This window comes from Pseudocitrobacter vendiensis, assembly GCF_943590815.1.
GTDB classification, from domain to species: Bacteria; Pseudomonadota; Gammaproteobacteria; order Enterobacterales; family Enterobacteriaceae; genus Pseudocitrobacter; species Pseudocitrobacter vendiensis.
Genome location: NZ_CALSBS010000009.1, coordinates 107347 through 125230 on the forward strand (window position 1 = coordinate 107347; position 17884 = coordinate 125230).

A 17884-nucleotide genomic window follows, 5' to 3' on the forward strand; every position below is an offset into this window, starting at 1 on the left:
CCCCTAAACCTCACAGAATGCCCGTAGCGGCACTATCTCCCACACAATGTAAACTGACTCACCGATAATTCATGACATCCCACAGCGCGATACTGGCGGCTCAATGCGTCCAGAAATAGATGGATTTCCAGAAGGTTGTGAAGAAAAATTTATTTTTTCGGTATGGAAGGGCGCATTACGTGTGTTGCTTGATCCCCACCATTAGCATCAAATTTGCCGAAGCCGCGCCACTACTGGTTGCGTTATGTACTCAACGCTATAGTGTTCACAACATCTGTACACTGTCCAGCACGCCAGGCGGGGTATTACGAGGCATTTACTGGCATTTAATCGCTATTAACGCGATTTATTTCACAGCAGGTATTGATATGCTTTATGGAAGATGTATTGTTTCGCTCCTTTTCTTTATCCCACAAACGCGAGGTAAACTCTAGATCCGCCGAGGATCACCACATAGCCGCTGTTAGAATTGCGGATGAGTCGATGACCATGATGATATTCATTTATCGTGAGGTTGTCGGGTTGAGTGTGGTCAGGAGTTTATCATCGATGCCGCAGTTTCTGCCGTTCCCTGAACTCCTCACCAGTAACAACGCAACGCAACACACAACGGTTGTACATGGCGAGCCATTAGTAAAGATCCTTAACCAACCATGCCGGAATTTCAGACATAAACCACTGAAGAAAGGTAAGTGGATTGCCACTGTAGAAAGGTAAGTGGTGAGACGTATTCCACCACTGAAGAAAGGTAAGTTTACTAACGCACGTTTGTTAACTTCGTTAACTCTTTTACTAACACATTCTTTTGACTAAAACATCCAGGTCAAAGGCAGGAATAGACATGCGTCTATTTTGTTGGAGGTGTTAAAGAGAGGGTGATACCTGTATCGCTCTGCTCTGAATGGCTACGCCACTTCAGATATCTGTGTGGGTAATAGGCTATAGCGATAGCGTAAACTGCCACGCCACCGCATACCCTATAACCTTCGTTAGCACATCAACCAGCAAGCTGGTCTCTGTGACTCAGGTAACCCGACAGGCTACGCCAGAGAGCTACGCTCTCACTCTGTGTGTTGCTACGCAATGAACCTCCGGTTCACTGGCTCTGCCAGCATGTGTGGAAGCTGCGAACTTGTTCGCCATATGTGGATCGGAGCACGGCGGAGAGGACTGCTTTGCATCTGTCCGCTTCACTCCGGGGCGGCGCGGGTTAACTAACTAACTGACCTCCCCAGCGCCTCTCTGCGGCGTTTAAAGGTGGTGGTGATGCGTATGTACTCCTATGGTGATAAGTCCCCGCAGAACGCGTTACAGAGCGATTTAGCCCTATTGACAAAGATTTCTTTGGCTGGTAATGTGATGATGAACTATACGTATTATAAAATCCTACATGATAATGATTGCTATTCTCATGGAAATCTGATACAATAGATCTTAGTAGGGCAATGATTTATCTACTAATCCTCGAACGAAAAAAACTGCCGCATTTCTGACACCCTCTGTCAAACCGACGGCAATACAAAATGGGTACAAAGAGACCTCCGCTAATATTTTTAACAAAAACGGAGAACCCAATGAACAAACCAAAATCCCAACGCTTTGACCTGACCACTATGACAGGCGAGGAAATCGCACAGCTGATCCTTTTCGGCAAATATACTAAAGCAGCGTTATGGGCCTTCATCAGACGACATGGTGGCGCTTCTGCTGTACATGCCAAGTACCCACAGATCGCCGTCTGCCTGCAAATCCTGAAGCAGGAACGGAAGAAGGCGAAGCAGGCACGAGCATTTAAAACTGTCATTACGCCGCTAAGCAAACAACGTGCCGCCGGGATGGAGTTAACCGAAATACTTCGTCCAATCCTGGAAGGTCATCGACAGCTTTATTTGGATAAGCTAGGTCTTTCCCTGACTCATGAGCAGATCATTATGCTTCTTGTGGCTGTCAGCGGTGCAGAAGAACTTGAAGCCTACGGTTATCCACTGGCTGGCGAATTCCCGACAGCAACCGCAGCCTAACAACACTGAACAAAACCTGAGCCGGTTCGCCTTCTGGGCGACCACTGGCGGGAGGTCTTTTGTACCTAGAACGAGGAGGACAACTTGAATGAACATCAAATTTCAACAGCACGTTTATCAGGCTCTACTGGCTGAGGCCAAAAGGCAGGACAAGCCCCTGGCACGGCTCTGTAATGAAATCTTGGAGACTGCCGCGAACATTTTCGACAACACATCAGACATCAAACCAGCATTAGCCAGCAAGGCGAAACCTAACGGAGAACACAATGAGCAAGCCAAAAACTGACACCTATGATGTCGTTTATTCCTGCATCCGCCGAATTACTAAACTACGCACAGTGGAAGGTGAAATTCGATTCACTGGTACGATGAAGCTGATTTATGCGTATATCTGGACGTTTCAGGAGAATAAGAAGCGCGGAAATGATGACCCTATTCATACCAACACCAACGTTATCGCGTGGGAAGTGGGGGTATCAGAAAAGGCCGCGATTGAAGCCCTTAAGGCTCTGGATACTGCAAAGGTGGTTAGAAAAGCTACTGTAAAAGTGCGCGGTAACGTTAATTCAAGTAATTATGTTGCGATACCGCCTGCGTCCGTTGCCGTGCGTGGTGTTACACCTCCACACCCGAACGAAGTAAAGCCCAAACCCAAGAAGAAAGCAGCGCCAGCAAACGAGGAGAACAAAGGCGATGAAGACCAGGCACAGCAGCAAGAACACGAACAGAAACCCGTTACTGACGGTCCTGAGACTGCCGCGCCTGCTGCTGGAAAACCAGACGGCGTACCTGCTGTGGATATTCCTGTCGATGTTGAGTTATCCGGTGGTGATGATGCGGTGAACGCTTCTACTCAGTATACCGATGAACAATTACGCACCAAGTTCAGGAAATGGCGCAATTTGGGGCTAGATGAAGAAGCAAAAGCGTCTTGCCTCTCTCATAGCGTCAGCAACGATGAGGACAGTATGAAGCTCTTTATTCAAAATTATCATATACCTGTACCAGAACCTGTAAAACAACAGGTTAACGTTCAGGCAAATGAGCCACCACTTGATTTTGATGACACGATCCCTTTTTGATACTGGAGGAACATTGCTAACAAACAGAGAATTTAACAGCTTATCCGCTGACCAACAGCAAAAACTCTTCAACCTTCTGAACTACATTACTCACGATGATCCCCGCATCTCGAAAGCTAAACGTCTGTTGGTGGCAGGTATGACGCCGCAGAAGGTCTGCATGCTGCTGGATATTCCACTGGACAGGGTGGAGAAACTTCACCGTGAAGGCTGGAATCCCCGTTGCAGACAACAGGCTAAGCCCAAACAGGCTGAAGTTTCAGCGATGCTGCAACAAGCTTTCCAGGAAGGGGCCGACCTAAAAACACTGTGTGAACGGTTCGATCTGCCGCTCTATACCATAACGCAATTGCTAAAGCGGTCTGGTGTCAGCAGTCAACAGTTGGCTGGCAGAATGCCAGAACCGAATGAACCACTTTACCGTGAATATCTTCGGACCGTTGAACGTCACGAGAACCGCAAACAGAAAGCGCCAACTTTGCACTAACACCCGCCAGTGGGTTAACGGTGATTGCCGTTAATCACCCTGAGATGAACTAACCCCAGCCGGGGGCTAATGAACCTTGAATATTTATCTTACCTGCCCGTTGTCTGGCTGGCGTATCGCTGTGCTCGCGATGGGGTAATCCTCTTGCTGCGAAGCAGTGACGTTGGCCGTCATCGCCTTGCGACAAAAATCCTACTCTGGAGACACTATAAAAATGACACTGAACACTATAAAAAACGCGCTGTTTGCAGCGATGCACGGCATGACGCCGGAAGAGTTTACCCTACAAAAGGCGAGGGAGAGCCTGACAAATGCCGCCGCCGATTTTTTGGATCAACATCCCGAATATCTCCGAGCGAAACAGACAACAACGCCAGCAGCAGTAAGCAAAACAACCAAAATTTACAAGATGCTTGGTTCTGATAGTCGTCCTCTGGTTGCACACACCGCTGATCATATCGACCCGGAGGTGCTCGAAAGGGCTAAGGCCGCTTGTCGGAAACTGGTTGCTGATAATCCAGAACGGTACGGCAATATCATCCCGGCACAGGAGGCGTAATGGCGAATGGCAATATCATAGTGACTAAAACCGTAAACGAGGTGACATGGTCTGTCGATCGGACAGCCTTCGGTCGCGTTCTCAAACAGATTCGATCTGTAGGCACAGCCTGGAACAAGGTCGGGAAGAATTACCAGGCTAGTGCTAAAAAAATTCAGCAGTCTAACGGAAAAATGCAGTTACAACAGGCACGTGATGAGACGAGACGCCTAAAACTCCACCAAAAATTAACTGCTGAGTCGCAGAAACAGAGTGCGATCAATGCACGTATAGCGACTAACGAGCAGCGTCACGCCCAAAAAATGGCAGTGATTGCAGCACGTAACCCAGCCGCCGCTGGTCTGGTTCCCAAAAATGCACGTGGACTTGCAGAGGCAATCCGTCTTCAACGTGAGCAGGCAGAGCAGGACAAACGCACACAGCAGATTCGAGCAAAAGGTATCCGTTTTAGCACTGCCACCAACGGTTATAACCTGACCCCACGCCAGCGAGCGCAAGCAATCAGCGACTTCGCTCAATTAACGAAACAATATCATGCTGGTTCAATAGCGCTGGGTGAGTACAACGCCAGAGTAAGTAAGCTTCAGCAAGGACTCAGGCAGCAGGGCGGTTTAGTCAAAAAGCCGGTAACCCTTCCAGTCAAGGCAAGAGTGACGGGCCTTGATACCTCACTCCTAGACCATGCAGGCACTGCGATCACCATCGGCGCAACTATTGGTATCGGCAAAACTATCATGCAGACCGGGCAAGACTTCGAATCAATGATGTCTGGTCTACAGGCTGTCACAGGTGATAGTCAGAAAGCCGCTCAGGAAATGGCATATCTACAGAAACAGGCGCTCTCCCTTGGTCTTGACCTGCAAAAGACATCGAAAGACTACGTTAAGTTCTACGCTTCAGCCGTTGGCAAGGCGACCAACAGCCAAATCAAAAACCTGTTTGAGGGTGTCAGCCAGTACGGAACCGTATTGGGGGCCACAGGTGAAGAGCAGAGTCGCGCCTTACTTGCTATTAATCAAATGTACGCCAAAGGTACGGTGCAGGCTGAAGAGCTAAAAGGACAGCTTGGTGACGCATTGCCTAACGCCGTTGGGATCTTCGTTAAAGCCCTGAATAAGCTGAAAGGCAGGACAGACCTTACAGAAAAAGATCTGATGTCTATGATGAAAAACGGTGAGCTACTGGCTAAAGATATCCTCCCCCTTGTTGGTGATGAGTTCAAGGCGGCAGCACAGAAAGGTGGCGCGTTTGAGAAGTCACTGAAATCTAACCGTGTTGCGATGATGCGCCTACGTACAACGATGCAACTTGCACAGAAAAACTTCTTTGATTCAGGATTCGGCAGTCAGTTAACTGACACGTTTAACGGTCTGACAGACGCTATTAACAGCAACCAGGACGCATTTAAAACGCTGGGAGCGATAGCTGGTAAGGTTGTTCAGGGCTTCACCGATGCAGGGGATACGGTCTATAACACCTTCATCCTCATTGAAGCGCTGATCAAGAGGTACGCCCCAGGACTATCTAAAACCTTCGAGGGATTCGGCAATACAGCAGCGTATGCAGCAGGTATAGCGATCTTCACTGGAGCAATCTTCAAGTTAGCTGGTGCTCTAAAATGGCTTGTGAGCTTCGCGAATCCGTTGAAAGGTTTGCTTGGGACACTCGCCAAGGTAGGCGCTCTTGGTGGAATTGCCACACCGGGAACAGACAGCACCAAACCAACAAAAGGCGGTAAACAGGGTTTCTCTATCGGTCTCCCTGCGATCATTGCTGCTGTAAGCCTCAATGACCAACTTGATAAAATTCAGGCTGATCCTGATGCCTTTATAAAGCAAGTGCAGGCGAATAATGACCGACCAACCATGTGGACGGACATTAAAAAGTTTTTTGTTGACCATACACAGGGCTTTACCAATGCGTTCACTGGGGCGAATACGCTCCCCGGAATGTCACCGCTTCCAACGCCAACGTTTACACCGCCAACTCTGGAGAATATGACCCAGCGCCAACCGTACAGCGTCAATATTCGTGGTGAGGCCGAGGTGAAGCTTTCACCAATCGACATCAATGTTCATGATGGTGCGGTTACTGGCCTAGTCGATGCACGTATCAGGGACAATGAACTCAATAATCAGAACATGATTCTCGGAGTCGCGAGGTGATGTAGCGATCCGGCGGCGAATCTGTCGCCTTTTAATCAAGAAGTCAATACGTCACCGTGAAATTTGTTGTAATTCTAATAGTGACATGATAAAATAATAACGTGAGGTGATTATGTGCAAATAACTGATTGCAGTTATGGTATGTGCGTACTACTGCCATTGTCGCTTCCCAACTCTCAAGGGGAATGCGATGTCAGGTCGCAAGGCAGCAAAATAAAAGCACCCGTACCGGGTTTGGCTCTGCCAAATCGCTACCAGCGATAAAAGTACACCTCGACTAGATCGGGATGCCATTAAATCCGGCGCTCTCCTCGTCGGTCATCTTGTCACGATGGAAACTGACAACAGGTGTGCAATGTTTTGGGTTCCTACTCCTTACCCATTGGACGGCGTTGCACACCTCCCATCTCTCCACTCAGAAATTTCATCTCACCGATGATCCACCAACCGGGCAGGGATATTCCTGTTCCGGGGTCTTTTCTGTCTGGAATTCAAAGTGAAGAACATCGCGAAGCGATTAGCAATCCTAATTACTAACTCGTGGAGCGAGTGAAAGAAGGTCGCCACTGTGCGGCCTCTTTTACGCCTGTAACAAATTCCGGCATATCTGCCGAGTAACAATACCTGCCTGTAAAGCAGGTGACTTAACAAGGCCGCTTGGTGGTGAACCTTCAGCACTGGAGGTGTTTGCCTTTAGCAAATGGCATCGCCCCGTAAACCATAGGTTCATCACTTTGTGACCGAATAACTGATGGAGATAAAAAAACATGGCTTTTGAATATGAAAGTAAGACCCCACAGGCTGTATTGGTTTATACCGATTCACCGATATTCCACAAACGCGAGGTAATCCTTGATCTGGCTGCTGACGTGACTTGCGGAGATGTGATTAACCCATCCACTGGCGCGGCTTATGTCGCAGCTGATGGCGATGATTGCGCTGTAGCACTGCAAAATCAGGTCGCTGGTGATGCTCGTAGTCTGGTTATCAGTGACACCCAATGTGTGTTCAATCCGGCGGGGTTGGTTGTGGACGCAGCCGCAAAAGATGCTGCTTACACCGCACTTATCAAACAGGGCAATCGCATTGCCGATGCAAACACCACTATCGCAGCGATCTAATCAGGGAGAGATAACATTATGAAATTGAATGATTTTACTAACCTAAGCGGTCAGTTTGTTAAACCAAGCGGCGAGGGATTCCTTCTGTCCAGCCTGGGCCTGTTTACCAGCCGTCCAAGCGATACGCAGATCATCGCCCTGGATACGATTGAGGACGTGCAGAGAGAAATTACCAAATCGGTAGCTCGTTATGGCTCAGAAATGTCGGGGCTTTCATTTCCCCGTGCAGCTAACGTGACCGTTCAGGCTCCGTTACATGTCTACAGCTCCACCATCACCAGCCAGGATTGGCAGGGCAAGCGTCAACCCGGTGAAAACCGTCAAATGACCGCTGAAGATGTTGTGGCGAACCATACGCTGAAGCATTACCTGCAAACCCGCCGGGATGTTGAATTCGCCATGGCGCAGAGTCTGCTGCACAACGTAACCGAAGCCACGCACCTACGCGAAGGCCCAACCATTCTCTGGAATGAATTTTGGGGAATTGAACAGCCGTCCACTGTTGTGAAGACTGGTGTTAGCGCCAACGTCATCACCGAACTACAGAAAGCAACTACGCTTCTGAAACAAAAACTTGGTGGTTGGTCATCCAGCATTAAGCAGATTTACCTGCTGGCGAGTCCGAGCCTATTCACTGCAATTCAGGCGAACCCGACCGCATATCAGGCCGCTCTATTTGGTGCTACGTCTCGCGATATCGTATTCCCGGAAACTCTGGGTGCTTATGACCGCTACAACATCGGGCGTGTAACTGTGGTTCAGGTTGATGATCCGCTATACGGCATTGCAGACGGGGAAGGTTATATGCTGGCGTCATTCTCCAACATCGTAGAAGGTGACCTGTCACCGTACATGACTTACCAGACTCCGGCGAGCCGTCATGCAGAGGTTGCAAATGGTCCGGTTTATCCGTCTTATCACTACGTTCTGCGTGATAAGTTCATGAATTATGAGGTGGTCAGCGAACTATCCCAGATTCAAATTCCTATGCGCCCGGACTTCGTTCTGAAAATCACGGGTGATTTCACCGATCAGGCTGTGATGTAAGAAGCGGAATTCCGCTGGCGGGTACATTGGGGGCGATTTGCCCCCACCGTAGCAAGGCCCTACGGGTGAACCTTTGGTTCATCTTGATTCTGTATTCCGGCATTTGAAGCCGGGGAATCAAGACCGGATGGCGAGGCAAAGAAGAGGATACATATGAAATTACAATTGATAGGCCGGGGAAACCAGCCTTTGCTCACATTCATTATGGATGGTGGTTCTGATGACTCCATTCTGAACATCAGCGCTTTGAGTCGGAAACTCGGTTGTAGTCGGTCATCATTTATTGACCGTTGTCGTGACTACGGCTTAGACAGTGCAATCAGGTACTACCTTGAAGAGCAACGAAAGAAGAAACTGAAAGAATAGAAGCCGGATTAATCCCGGCTTTTTTATGGGTTCTTGTTCGATTTTATTTACGAAAATTAACAAGATAGATAGTATGTCATATGAATTGTGATACCCCTGCCTCTGAGAGAGATAATATGAAAAGAGTACTAATGTTAGGTGGTTTTATTTGTTACCTTTTTTCAATGACTACTATGGCTTCACCTGAAACCGAGTTGCAAGTTGCTCAAGCGAAACATCAACTCGCTGAAGCCTTCATAAAAGGTGGGTTACTTACTGACTCATTAACAGAAAAGGCTCGTAGTAATCCTCAGGCCGCAGGCCAAGAAATTGCCAACAGCATGGCGCAAAATATTGATAGCATGGTTGTTCAAGGGATCAATAATGGGGAAAGCTGTGAATCAATTTCCAATCGGATATCTCAAAGAATGGCTAAGGCAATGGAGCATAGTCAACCGGATCAGCCGATATCTCCGGCAGCGAAGAAAGCAGCAGCAAAACTTCCACTGGCTGTTGCAAACTATGCAAGTGCCCAGTGTGCATATCTACTTGAGTAAACCAGAACACTTATAATGGGGTGTGTCACCACATCCTATCTCTCGATGAAGCCGGGTTAAGCCCGGCTTTTTTGTGTCTGTCGCATGAGAAACGGCTTGCCAGTGACACCATTTGGTGATACAAATTCATTGCCTCACTGCTTTTTAGTGCATTGAAAAACATAGGTTTTATTCGAAAATCCTTAGCTGGCAGGGCCCCCACCCAATTCAGCCCTCTGTCACCACGCCTCTATTCTCACATCAATAGCACGATATCTTTCACTACCCTGAATCGCAGCAACATCCTTTAAATGATTTTGCGTAATCGGCTGGTATTCTGCTGCCCGGCAAGGGTCTGCCAGAGCGGCTGTAATAATTCAAAGGCATCACGCAATGTTTCATCTGGCAGTGTAAAAGGCAGGCGCAGGTTGCGTTCAAACGCGCCCGCTAACCCGAAGCGCGTGCCTGTGCCAAGGTGTATACCCACGCTTTCCGCCCGGGCCGCAAACTGCGTGGCCAGCATCTCGGGCAGTTCAACCCAGAAAGAGAGGCCGCCTTCAGGCTGGGTAAAGTGCCACTGGGGAAAATAATCCTGCATCAATGCGGCACACATGTCGCGACGTTGCGCCAGCATCGCTCGTCTGGCAGGCAATAAATTGTCGGCGTTTTCCAGTAACCACAGGGCAGCTAACTGTTCCAGCAGCGGTGAGCCGAGATCGAGCGTATCGCGCGCCTGAATCAGCGATGCGAGCGTGCGTGTTGAAGCCCGAATCCATCCTAAACGTAACCCACCCCAGAAACTTTTTCCGGCAGAGCCGATGGTAATCACCGGGGCATCGGCATTGAATGCCGCCAGCGGCGGGGGAGGTGGGGCGTTGTACCATAAATCGACCATCGTTTCGTCGACCACCAGCGTGGTGCGCGTGCGAGCGGCGAGGTCAGCGATTGTCTGTCGTGTGGCGTGGTCCATACAGCGACCGGTAGGGTTATGAAAATCGGGCATCAGCCACGCCAGACGCGGCGCGGTTTGGGCGATGATCGCCGCCAGCCCGTCAGTATCCCAACCCTGTGGGGGCAAAGATAAGCCCACGGGGCGGCAGGATGCGCCCTGAATCGCGGCAATCGCTAACGGATAAGTGGGATTCTCAACGACCACGCGATCGCCAGGTCCGGTCATTGCGCGCAGAACCAGCGCCAGCCCGCTGAGCGCACCGTTTACCAGCATAATTTCGTCCGCTTTTGTCGGCAGGCCGCGCGCACAGTAGCGACGCGCGATGGCTTCGCGCAGTACCCTTAATCCATGCTGATCGTAGCCGGTGTGATGCAAATACTCCGGTAGCATGGTTAATGCATGGCTGTAGGCCTGATGTATTTCTGCACCGGCACTTAGCGCGGCGGTGGAGAGATCCAGCGCTTCCGGTGCCGACATGCGGGTTGGAATTTCGCGGCGGCCTTCTGGCAACATTACCCACGAGCCGCTCCCGTGGCGACTTTGCAGATACCCTTCATCTCTTAGCTGCGCCAGTGCGCTGGCGACAGTGGTACGACTGACGCCCAATACCGTGGCAAATTCACGTTCGCCGGGCAAACGGCTCTCCAGCGGTAACCGCCCATCGAGGATTAGCAAACGCAGCGCCTGTGCCAGCTGTCGCCACAGCGGGGTGCGTGAGTTGGCCTCCTGCCAGTGGCCAAGCAGGCGAACCAATGAGTGGGTGGCCGAGCGTCGTGGTGTCATATGCAGTCCACTTTTTAAAAACTGGTCATTAATCATAATGCCATTTTCACCGATGATGAAGTTCTGAACGCTTATTCTGAGGTGCATCATGCTCCGTCGTCTTATCCAGCTTTATATCGGTCTGGCCCTTTACGGTGTCTCCACAGCGATGTTTGTTCGTGCGGATTTGGGCGCCGATCCGTGGAACGTGTTTCATCTCGGCGTCGCCAGCCTGCTGTCGATGAATATCGGTCTGGTGATTATCGCCACCGGCGTCCTGGTGCTGCTGTTCTGGATCCCCCTGCGCCAGCGTCCGGGGCTGGGCACGGTCAGTAACGTGATTGTGCTGGGGCTGACCGCCGATGCGACGCTGGCTATTCTGCCGCCGCTGGAATCTTTGGTGGCGCGTAGCGCGCTGCTGGCTGCGGCAATCGTGGTGAACGCGCTGGCCACGGGGATGTATATCGGTGCGGGTTTCGGCGCGGGGCCGCGCGATGGCCTGATGACCGGACTGCACGCGCGTACTGGCTGGTCGGTACGGGGGATTCGTACCACCATTGAACTGTCAGTGCTGGTGATTGGTGTACTGCTGGGTGGAACATTTGGTGTAGGCACCGTGCTGTATGCTCTGGCGATCGGCCCACTCATTCAGCTTTGTCTGCCGTGGTTTCGTCAACCCAGCGGCACGCGCAGCGCGGCGGTAATTTCCTGAGTTCAGAGCGGCGGTTGAGCTACGCGTTTAGCTCGCAGCAGAACTAAACTTATCAACAGACGCAGTCAGGTTTTCTGGCTGCGCTGTCACTTCGGAGGATTATCTGATGAAGTATGTTGATGGTTTTGTTGTTGCTGTTCCCGTGGACAATAAGGAGGCATACCGCGAGATGGCCGCAAAAGCAGCGCCGCTGTTTAAAGAGTTTGGCGCAACCCGCATTGTCGAATGTTGGGCGGATGATGTACCCAACGGCAATCTGACCGATTTTCGCATGGCGGTGCAGGCAGAAGAACATGAAGAGGTGGTCTTCAGCTGGATTGAATACCCTTCCAAAGACATCCGCGATGCGGCAAATGAGAAAATGATGAACGACCCGCGCATGAAGGCGCTGGGGGAATCAATGCCGTTTGACGGACGACGCATGATCTACGGTGGCTTCCTGCCCATCGTCGACGAGTAGCCTGACTGGCTGTGCGGCGTGCCGCCAGCCAGATCCATGCCGGAGAATCTTCGGGCTTTCTCTTAAGCAGCGCCTGCTGAGTGCGAGCGTAAATTCTCCTCGGCCCAGAGAATAAAATCGGTTTTAGGCAGCGCTTTGCTGTACAGCCAGCCCTGGCCGTAATGCACACCGTGCTGATACAACCACTCCTGTTGGCAGGCCGTTTCAATGCCTTCCGCAACCACATCCAGCTTAAGGGTTTTCGCCATTTCGATGATGTACGGTGTTACCTGCTGATACTCCAGCGCATCCACAAATGACTTATCGATTTTCAGCGTATCGACTTCGAGATCTTGCAGGTAGCGAAGACTGGAATAACCGGTACCAAAATCATCAATATAGATAGCGTGCCCCGCTTTACGATAGCTTTCAATGGCGGGCAGTGTCGTTTTTGGGTCAGCAAATCCGCGCTCAGTCAGTTCAAGCGCAATTTGCGAGGGGGCGACTTGCCAATGGTTGAGTTGTTGACCTAGCAGCACAGGAAGCGTTGTCGACTGAATATCCTCAACCGAGAGATTAATAGAGATGTGGAGATCAGGATGAACATGCAGCCATTTCCCTAAATCCAAAAAGATATTCTTCACAACGGTTTCTGTCAGCATTGTGATGAGCCCGGTTTGCTCAGCAAGAGGAATAAAGATCTCCGGTGACAAATAGCTTCCGTCTGGTTGCTTCCAGCGGGCCAGCGCCTCCGCGCCAACAATTTTTCCACTTTTTAGTGAAACAATCGGTTGGTAGTGAACAGTAATTGCCGATTCATTCAGGGCGTCGAGCATCCGATGGTGGGGAGATTGCAAGCGTCGCAACAACCGCAGAATAAACCAGGCCGCGAGCAAACTGATTAGCATCCCGATTGGTAACCAAATCAAAAGTTGACGATGCCAGCTGGCAACCTTCGGTTGCACAGATGACCAGGTCATCACCGCCAGATCAAGCTCAGGATAATGTCGTACGGTATAAATGGTTTTGTTCGCCGTCAGCGTTTCAAGCCCCTCTTGTTGCATGCGTTTGAACACGGCGATATCAATAGGCTGGCTACTCGCCAGCACCCGATCTTTGACTGTGCCCAGAAGCGCGGACTGAATATTGCTGAGTTCAGAAGGGAGAACGTCGATAAACGATAAAGGGTCGATAATGACCATATGTTGCCTGCTTGCAATGGCAATCATGTGATAATCGAGCCCCAGATCGTTTTTTACAGTAAACCAGGTGCGGTAACCATCTTGTGTGACTCGATCGGGCTGCGGATAGGTCACGGGGGCACTTTTCACCTCCAGCGATGAGCATACCGGCGTTGATCCCTTTAGATAAAGAACCTCCTGAACATAGCGCCAGGAGTACGAAAGACGGCGCATCTCCAGAAGATGCTGCGGGTTACAACCTGGATTCTTTGAGGTGTCTATCTGAATAAGCGCGGCTTTCGCTTGATCCAGTACCCGCAGCGTGCGCGCCATCACCCGAGAAGCATAGAGTTCTTGTTCATCCCTGAACTGGGCATCTGCCTCGCGATGAGCCAGCCAGATGCTCAGTAAAATGGGCAAAAAAATCGCCAAAATGAGCACGCCCGTCACCAGACCCACCAGATGTCGTGTTGTCACAGCGTTGTCCTTAATGTGGCAAAGTACGACAAGTATATCTCATCCCAATAATAAGCTTATTAAACAATAGGGTTATTCTGAGATGGGTTGCGTAATTTATCACCAGTCAGGAAAGAATAATAACCCTGTTTTAATCAGGGTTGATCGATGTGAGAGGATGTCTTAGTATATTGTTATGTTATAACATACATGTTGAGGGCGTTATGAAAACCAATATCCATCCGCAATATCGTACCGTGGTCTTCCACGACACCAGCGCCAATGAATATTTTAAGGTCGGTTCAACGATCAAGACCGATCGCGAAATTGAACTCGAAGGAGAGACATATCCCTATGTCACTCTTGAGGTTTCTGCGAAGTCGCATCCGTTTTATACCGGGAAACAGAAGTCGTTTTCCAGCGAAGGCAGCGCCGCGAAATTCCGTCAGCGCTTTGGCCGTTTTCTGGATGTGAGAGGCCAATAATGCAGGTACTGAATTCATTACGCAGTGCAAAACAACGCCACCCGGACTGTCAGATTGTGAAGCGTAAAGGGCGGCTGTATGTCATTTGCAAGACCAATCCGCGTTTTAAAGCGGTGCAGGGTCGTAAAAAAAGACGTTAATCTTTCCCATTATTGCGCCACTGTTCCAGGGTTTTTTGCTGCTTGCCGTCGGCATCGAAGTTGTCGGCGGCAAGCCAGTGACGAAACGCCGTATCAAGCGCAGGCCATTCGCTATCCAGAATCGAAAACCAGTCCGTATCGCGGTTATGACCCTTAATCACCAGCGCCTGACGAAAGCGACCTTCAAACTGAAAGCCTAAACGTAATGCAGCATTGCGCGAGGGTTCATTCAGACTATTACATTTCCATTCGTAGCGGCGGTACCCGAGCGTATCAAAGGCGTAGCACATCAGCAGCCACTGCGCTTCCGTTGACATCGGGGTGCGGCTAAGCAGCGGCGAAAAGTGCACGTGCCCAACCTCCACCACGCCATGACTGGCATCAATGCGCATCAGCGACAGTGAGCCCACCGGCTTACCGGTTTTTTTATCAATTACCGCAAAATGAATAGGATCGCTGAGATTTTGCACACTGGCGACCCACTGGCGAAAATCGTCCACACAGCTGTCGGGTTCGCGCAGCAACCATGTCCAGCTGCGCGTATCGGCGGCAAGCTGGTGGGCGGCAAACAGTGCGTCAGCATGATGAACGGCCAGGGGCTCCAGCCGACACCAGTCGCCTTCAAGCACCACGCGTGCCGGATGAGAGCGCGGTTGCCAGTCGGGTAATGCATCACCAACGGGTTGATTAAATTGATTTAGCTGACTCATAACCTCTCCTTGCTGTAAGTGGACAAGATGAGAATAGAGACTTACTGGTTCCATAAAAAGTGCCATGGATGTATCTTTTTATGGTGCCACGAGGAGCCCTGATGAATATTCCTGACGATCCCTTTTTTACTTTCCTGCAACGCGCGCTGGCAATGCGTGGGCCGCAGACGCTACAGCGTGTCCTTTACAACGCGCTAAGAGACGCCATTTTGCAGGGGCAACTGCAGGAAAACAGCCGCCTTCCTGGTTCGCGCATCATGGCGCAGCGGCTGGCGATTTCCCGTAATACGGTCAATAGCGCGCTGGAGCAGCTGGCGCTGGAAGGCTATTTACTGCGCGACAGGCAGGGTACGCGTGTGGCATCACTCCCCAAATCGCAGGTGACTGCGTCATCGCCAACGTTACCCGCCTCCGTGGCCGGGAGGTTTCGCCAGCTACCGCCCGCGACGCCGCGTGAATCGCCGCCGATGCTCTTTACGCCGGGAACGCCCGCCATTAACTATTTTCCCTTACCGTTGTGGCGGCGGTTGCTCGATCGAACCTTGCGGGAGGAGGGGAGCTTGCTGCTGGGGTATGGTGATTCCGCCGGAGAAGCGTCGCTTCGCGAAGCGATTGCTCGTCACCTCGCGCTTTCTCGGGGAATCGATTGTGACGCCAGCCAGGTGGTTATCACCGAAGGCGCACTGGAAGGGATGAATCTTTGTACCCAGTTGTTGAGCGAGCCGGGGCAACTGGCCTGGGTAGAGGAGCCGGGTTACATTGGCGCTAAAAGCGCCTTTCTTGCGGCGGGTTTATCGCTTGAGGGGATTCCTGTGGATGATGAAGGCATGCAGTTTGCGAAGGTTTCTTCGACGCCACGTCTCATCTTCACCTCACCGTCGCATCAGTACCCCACGGGCAGCGTGCTGAGTGCGGCGCGGCGTCTGGCGCTGCTGGAGTTTGCGCATCGCGCTGGCGCCTGGATCATTGAGGACGATTATGACAGTGAGTTTCGCTACAGCGGTGAGCCGATCCCGGCGATGCGCGGAATGGTAAGAGACGCGCCGGTCGTCTATTTGGGGACCTTCAGCAAAACGCTGTTTCCGTCGCTGCGGTTGGGGTTTATGGTGCTGCCGCCTGCGCTGGTCGCTGCCGCACAACCAGCGATTCGCGCCCTGCTGCGCGGTGGGCATCGCGCCGAACAACGTACCCTGGCGACGTTTATTGAGGAGGGCCATTACGCGCGGCATCTGGCGGCGATGCGACGGCTTTATCGTAAACGGCAAACACAGCTACGCGAAGCGTTGGCGCAGGCGTTGCTGCTTCCGCATCAGGTGCTGGCCGGAGAGGGGGGACTGCACCTGACGGTACTTATCGACGGGATTGATGATGTGGCGGTGGTAAAACTTGCCCGCCAGCAGCAGATGTCACCGGCGGCGCTCAGCCAGTTTTATCTGAATGCGCAGCATCAACGTTCTGGCCTGGTGCTGGGTTATGGCAATACGTCCGCATCGCGCTTTATTCCAGCGATACGGACGCTTCAGCGGATTATTGCGTCGCTTCCGCGCGGGTCAGGGTGAAGACATCGTAGAACGAGAGTTCACCTTTTCTGGCGACCATTTTTTCAAGCTGCGCCCGGGCCTGCGCGCTGACGCGCGGTGAGTCCTTGATGGATTGAATTAACTCTTCCGGCACGAAGCGCGTGTTGTACCACTCACCGTTATAGCAGACGCGGAAATCCAGAACATCGATATCTTCGTAGTGATAACGTGGATAAACGTCGAAGAAGAAAAACGCATTCAGCAGAGCAAACAGCACCCACAAGAGCCAGACGGAACCTTCGAGTGTCTCTGAACGCATCATGACAATCAGCGTGGCGAAAAACGCCGCGTACATCGCCAGGAACAGGCCGGGGTGATTGCGGATAAAACTAATGCTAAAGCGCGGCCTGTTGTCGCGCTTTTCACGGATATTCAGTTCATTGATCGTTTGCGTAAGTAATCGCTGGATTTCTGTCATCATTAGGCTCTGCAACTCAGGGCGGATTCACCTATTCTATGTTGCATTAACCAATACAAAAAGTAACAGATTAGTTTCAAAAAAGCATAACAGTCGTATCAGCTCAGCATTTTAAGAATGCGGGCCGGATTACCCCCAACGACCGCGTTATCTGGCACATCTTTCACCACCACCGCGCCCGAAGCCACCACCACGTTATCCCCAAGAGTGACGCCAGGGTTTATTACCGCACGTCCGCCAATCCAGACGTTATTTCCGATAACCACCGGTTTGCCATATTCATAGCCGCTGTTGCGTTCAGTAGCATCCAGAGGATGGGTCGCCGTATAAATATGTACGCCCGGCGCGAGCATGCAATTATCGCCGATGGTAATGGGGCAAACGTCCAGCATTACGCAATCAAAATTGGCGTAGAAATTGGTGCCGAGAGTAATGTTATAGCCGTAGTCGCAGCGGAAATTGGGCTCAATATAAGCATCGTGGCTTTTATCGAAAAGTTCAGCCAGCAACTGATGGCGTAATGCTTTTTCGTCGGGCGACGAATGATTGTAGCGATGCAACAATTGTTTGGCGCGCAGACTATCGGCTCTGAGCGTTGCATCCGCCGGGCGATAGAGTTCGCCGGCGATCATTTTACGTTTCTCTTCACTCATTGTGACACTCCTCGTCAGTCAAGAGTGTTCACC

General features: G+C 51.2%; 19 protein-coding genes. 14 read left to right on the forward strand and 5 right to left on the reverse strand.

Going from position 1 to position 17884, the window contains the following annotated elements; genetic code table 11:
• Positions 1-1574 precede the first annotated feature (1574 nt).
• The 9 genes from NMC31_RS11970 (at position 1575) to NMC31_RS12010 (ending at position 9384) form a co-directional block, all read left to right on the forward strand.
• Positions 1575-2021: a hypothetical protein gene (locus NMC31_RS11970; RefSeq protein WP_253898046.1), complete on the forward strand. Its 447-nt coding sequence runs from the start codon at positions 1575-1577 to the stop codon at positions 2019-2021.
• Between the two features lie 88 nt (positions 2022-2109).
• Entirely contained in the window at positions 2110-2307 is a 198-nt protein-coding gene (locus NMC31_RS11975) for a hypothetical protein (protein WP_253898047.1), read from the forward strand.
• Positions 2288-3103 (forward strand): hypothetical protein, encoded by an 816-nt coding sequence (locus NMC31_RS11980; protein WP_253898048.1) that lies wholly within the window; start codon positions 2288-2290, stop codon positions 3101-3103. Before NMC31_RS11975 ends, NMC31_RS11980 begins: the two co-directional genes overlap by 20 nt.
• A 13-nt stretch (positions 3104-3116) precedes the next feature.
• Entirely contained in the window at positions 3117-3590 is a 474-nt protein-coding gene (locus tag NMC31_RS11985) for a hypothetical protein (RefSeq protein ID WP_253898049.1), read from the forward strand.
• 214 nt (positions 3591-3804) lie between these two features.
• The gene (locus tag NMC31_RS11990; RefSeq protein ID WP_253898050.1) at positions 3805-4149 is read left to right on the forward strand and encodes a hypothetical protein; all 345 of its coding nucleotides are present in this window, start codon (positions 3805-3807) and stop codon (positions 4147-4149) included.
• Positions 4149-6314, forward strand: coding sequence for a tape measure protein (locus NMC31_RS11995; protein WP_253898051.1), 2166 nt, complete (start codon positions 4149-4151; stop codon positions 6312-6314). The genes NMC31_RS11990 and NMC31_RS11995 overlap by 1 nt, the downstream gene beginning before the upstream one ends.
• Before the next feature lie 767 nt (positions 6315-7081).
• Complete coding sequence (locus NMC31_RS12000; RefSeq protein WP_253898052.1) at positions 7082-7435, forward strand: hypothetical protein; 354 nt, start codon at positions 7082-7084, stop codon at positions 7433-7435.
• A gap of 18 nt (positions 7436-7453) precedes the next feature.
• Positions 7454-8482 (forward strand): major capsid protein, encoded by a 1029-nt coding sequence (locus NMC31_RS12005; protein WP_253898053.1) that lies wholly within the window; start codon positions 7454-7456, stop codon positions 8480-8482.
• Positions 8483-8964: 482 nt separating this feature from the next.
• Complete coding sequence (locus tag NMC31_RS12010; protein WP_253898054.1) at positions 8965-9384, forward strand: hypothetical protein; 420 nt, start codon at positions 8965-8967, stop codon at positions 9382-9384.
• 286 nt (positions 9385-9670) lie between these two features.
• Here the strand turns inward: NMC31_RS12010 and yczR are convergent, their stop codons facing one another.
• Positions 9671-11098, reverse strand: a complete 1428-nt coding sequence (gene yczR, locus NMC31_RS12015) for a MocR-like transcription factor YczR (protein WP_253898055.1) — start codon at positions 11096-11098, stop codon at positions 9671-9673.
• A gap of 88 nt (positions 11099-11186) precedes the next feature.
• Between yczR and yczE the strand changes: the two genes are divergently transcribed.
• Both yczE and NMC31_RS12025 read left to right on the forward strand, forming a co-directional pair.
• Positions 11187-11789 carry a membrane protein YczE gene (gene yczE, locus NMC31_RS12020; RefSeq protein WP_253898056.1) on the forward strand — a complete coding sequence of 201 codons (603 nt, stop codon included), beginning with the start codon at positions 11187-11189 and terminating at the stop codon, positions 11787-11789.
• 106 nt (positions 11790-11895) lie between these two features.
• Positions 11896-12249, forward strand: a complete 354-nt coding sequence (locus tag NMC31_RS12025; protein WP_149462108.1) for a DUF1428 domain-containing protein — start codon at positions 11896-11898, stop codon at positions 12247-12249.
• Between the two features lie 62 nt (positions 12250-12311).
• Here the strand turns inward: NMC31_RS12025 and NMC31_RS12030 are convergent, their stop codons facing one another.
• Complete coding sequence (locus NMC31_RS12030) at positions 12312-13886, reverse strand: cyclic di-3',5'-guanosine monophosphate phosphodiesterase PdeB (RefSeq protein WP_253898057.1); 1575 nt, start codon at positions 13884-13886, stop codon at positions 12312-12314.
• Positions 13887-14089: 203 nt separating this feature from the next.
• On the opposite strand from NMC31_RS12030, the gene NMC31_RS12035 reads away from it, so the two are divergent.
• Together NMC31_RS12035 and ykgO are read left to right on the forward strand one after the other, a co-directional pair.
• The gene (locus NMC31_RS12035) at positions 14090-14350 is read left to right on the forward strand and encodes a type B 50S ribosomal protein L31 (RefSeq protein WP_253898058.1); all 261 of its coding nucleotides are present in this window, start codon (positions 14090-14092) and stop codon (positions 14348-14350) included.
• On the forward strand, positions 14350-14490 hold the full coding sequence (gene ykgO / locus NMC31_RS12040; protein ID WP_005125190.1) for a type B 50S ribosomal protein L36: 141 nt from the start codon (positions 14350-14352) through the stop codon (positions 14488-14490). The genes NMC31_RS12035 and ykgO overlap by 1 nt, the downstream gene beginning before the upstream one ends.
• Here the strand turns inward: ykgO and NMC31_RS12045 are convergent.
• Complete coding sequence (locus NMC31_RS12045) at positions 14487-15200, reverse strand: GNAT family N-acetyltransferase (RefSeq protein WP_253898059.1); 714 nt, start codon at positions 15198-15200, stop codon at positions 14487-14489. The two genes, ykgO and NMC31_RS12045, sit on opposite strands and share 4 nt — an antisense overlap.
• 101 nt (positions 15201-15301) lie before the next feature.
• On the opposite strand from NMC31_RS12045, the gene pdxR reads away from it, so the two are divergent.
• Positions 15302-16759 (forward strand): MocR-like pyridoxine biosynthesis transcription factor PdxR, encoded by a 1458-nt coding sequence (pdxR, locus tag NMC31_RS12050; protein ID WP_253898060.1) that lies wholly within the window; start codon positions 15302-15304, stop codon positions 16757-16759.
• On the opposite strand, the gene NMC31_RS12055 is transcribed toward pdxR, so the two are convergent.
• The gene (locus tag NMC31_RS12055) at positions 16728-17198 is read right to left on the reverse strand and encodes a YlaC family protein (RefSeq protein ID WP_253898090.1); all 471 of its coding nucleotides are present in this window, start codon (positions 17196-17198) and stop codon (positions 16728-16730) included. The two genes, pdxR and NMC31_RS12055, sit on opposite strands and share 32 nt — an antisense overlap.
• 98 nt (positions 17199-17296) lie before the next feature.
• Entirely contained in the window at positions 17297-17851 is a 555-nt protein-coding gene (maa, locus tag NMC31_RS12060) for a maltose O-acetyltransferase (protein ID WP_253898061.1), read from the reverse strand.
• Between the last annotated feature and the right edge of the window lie 33 nt (positions 17852-17884).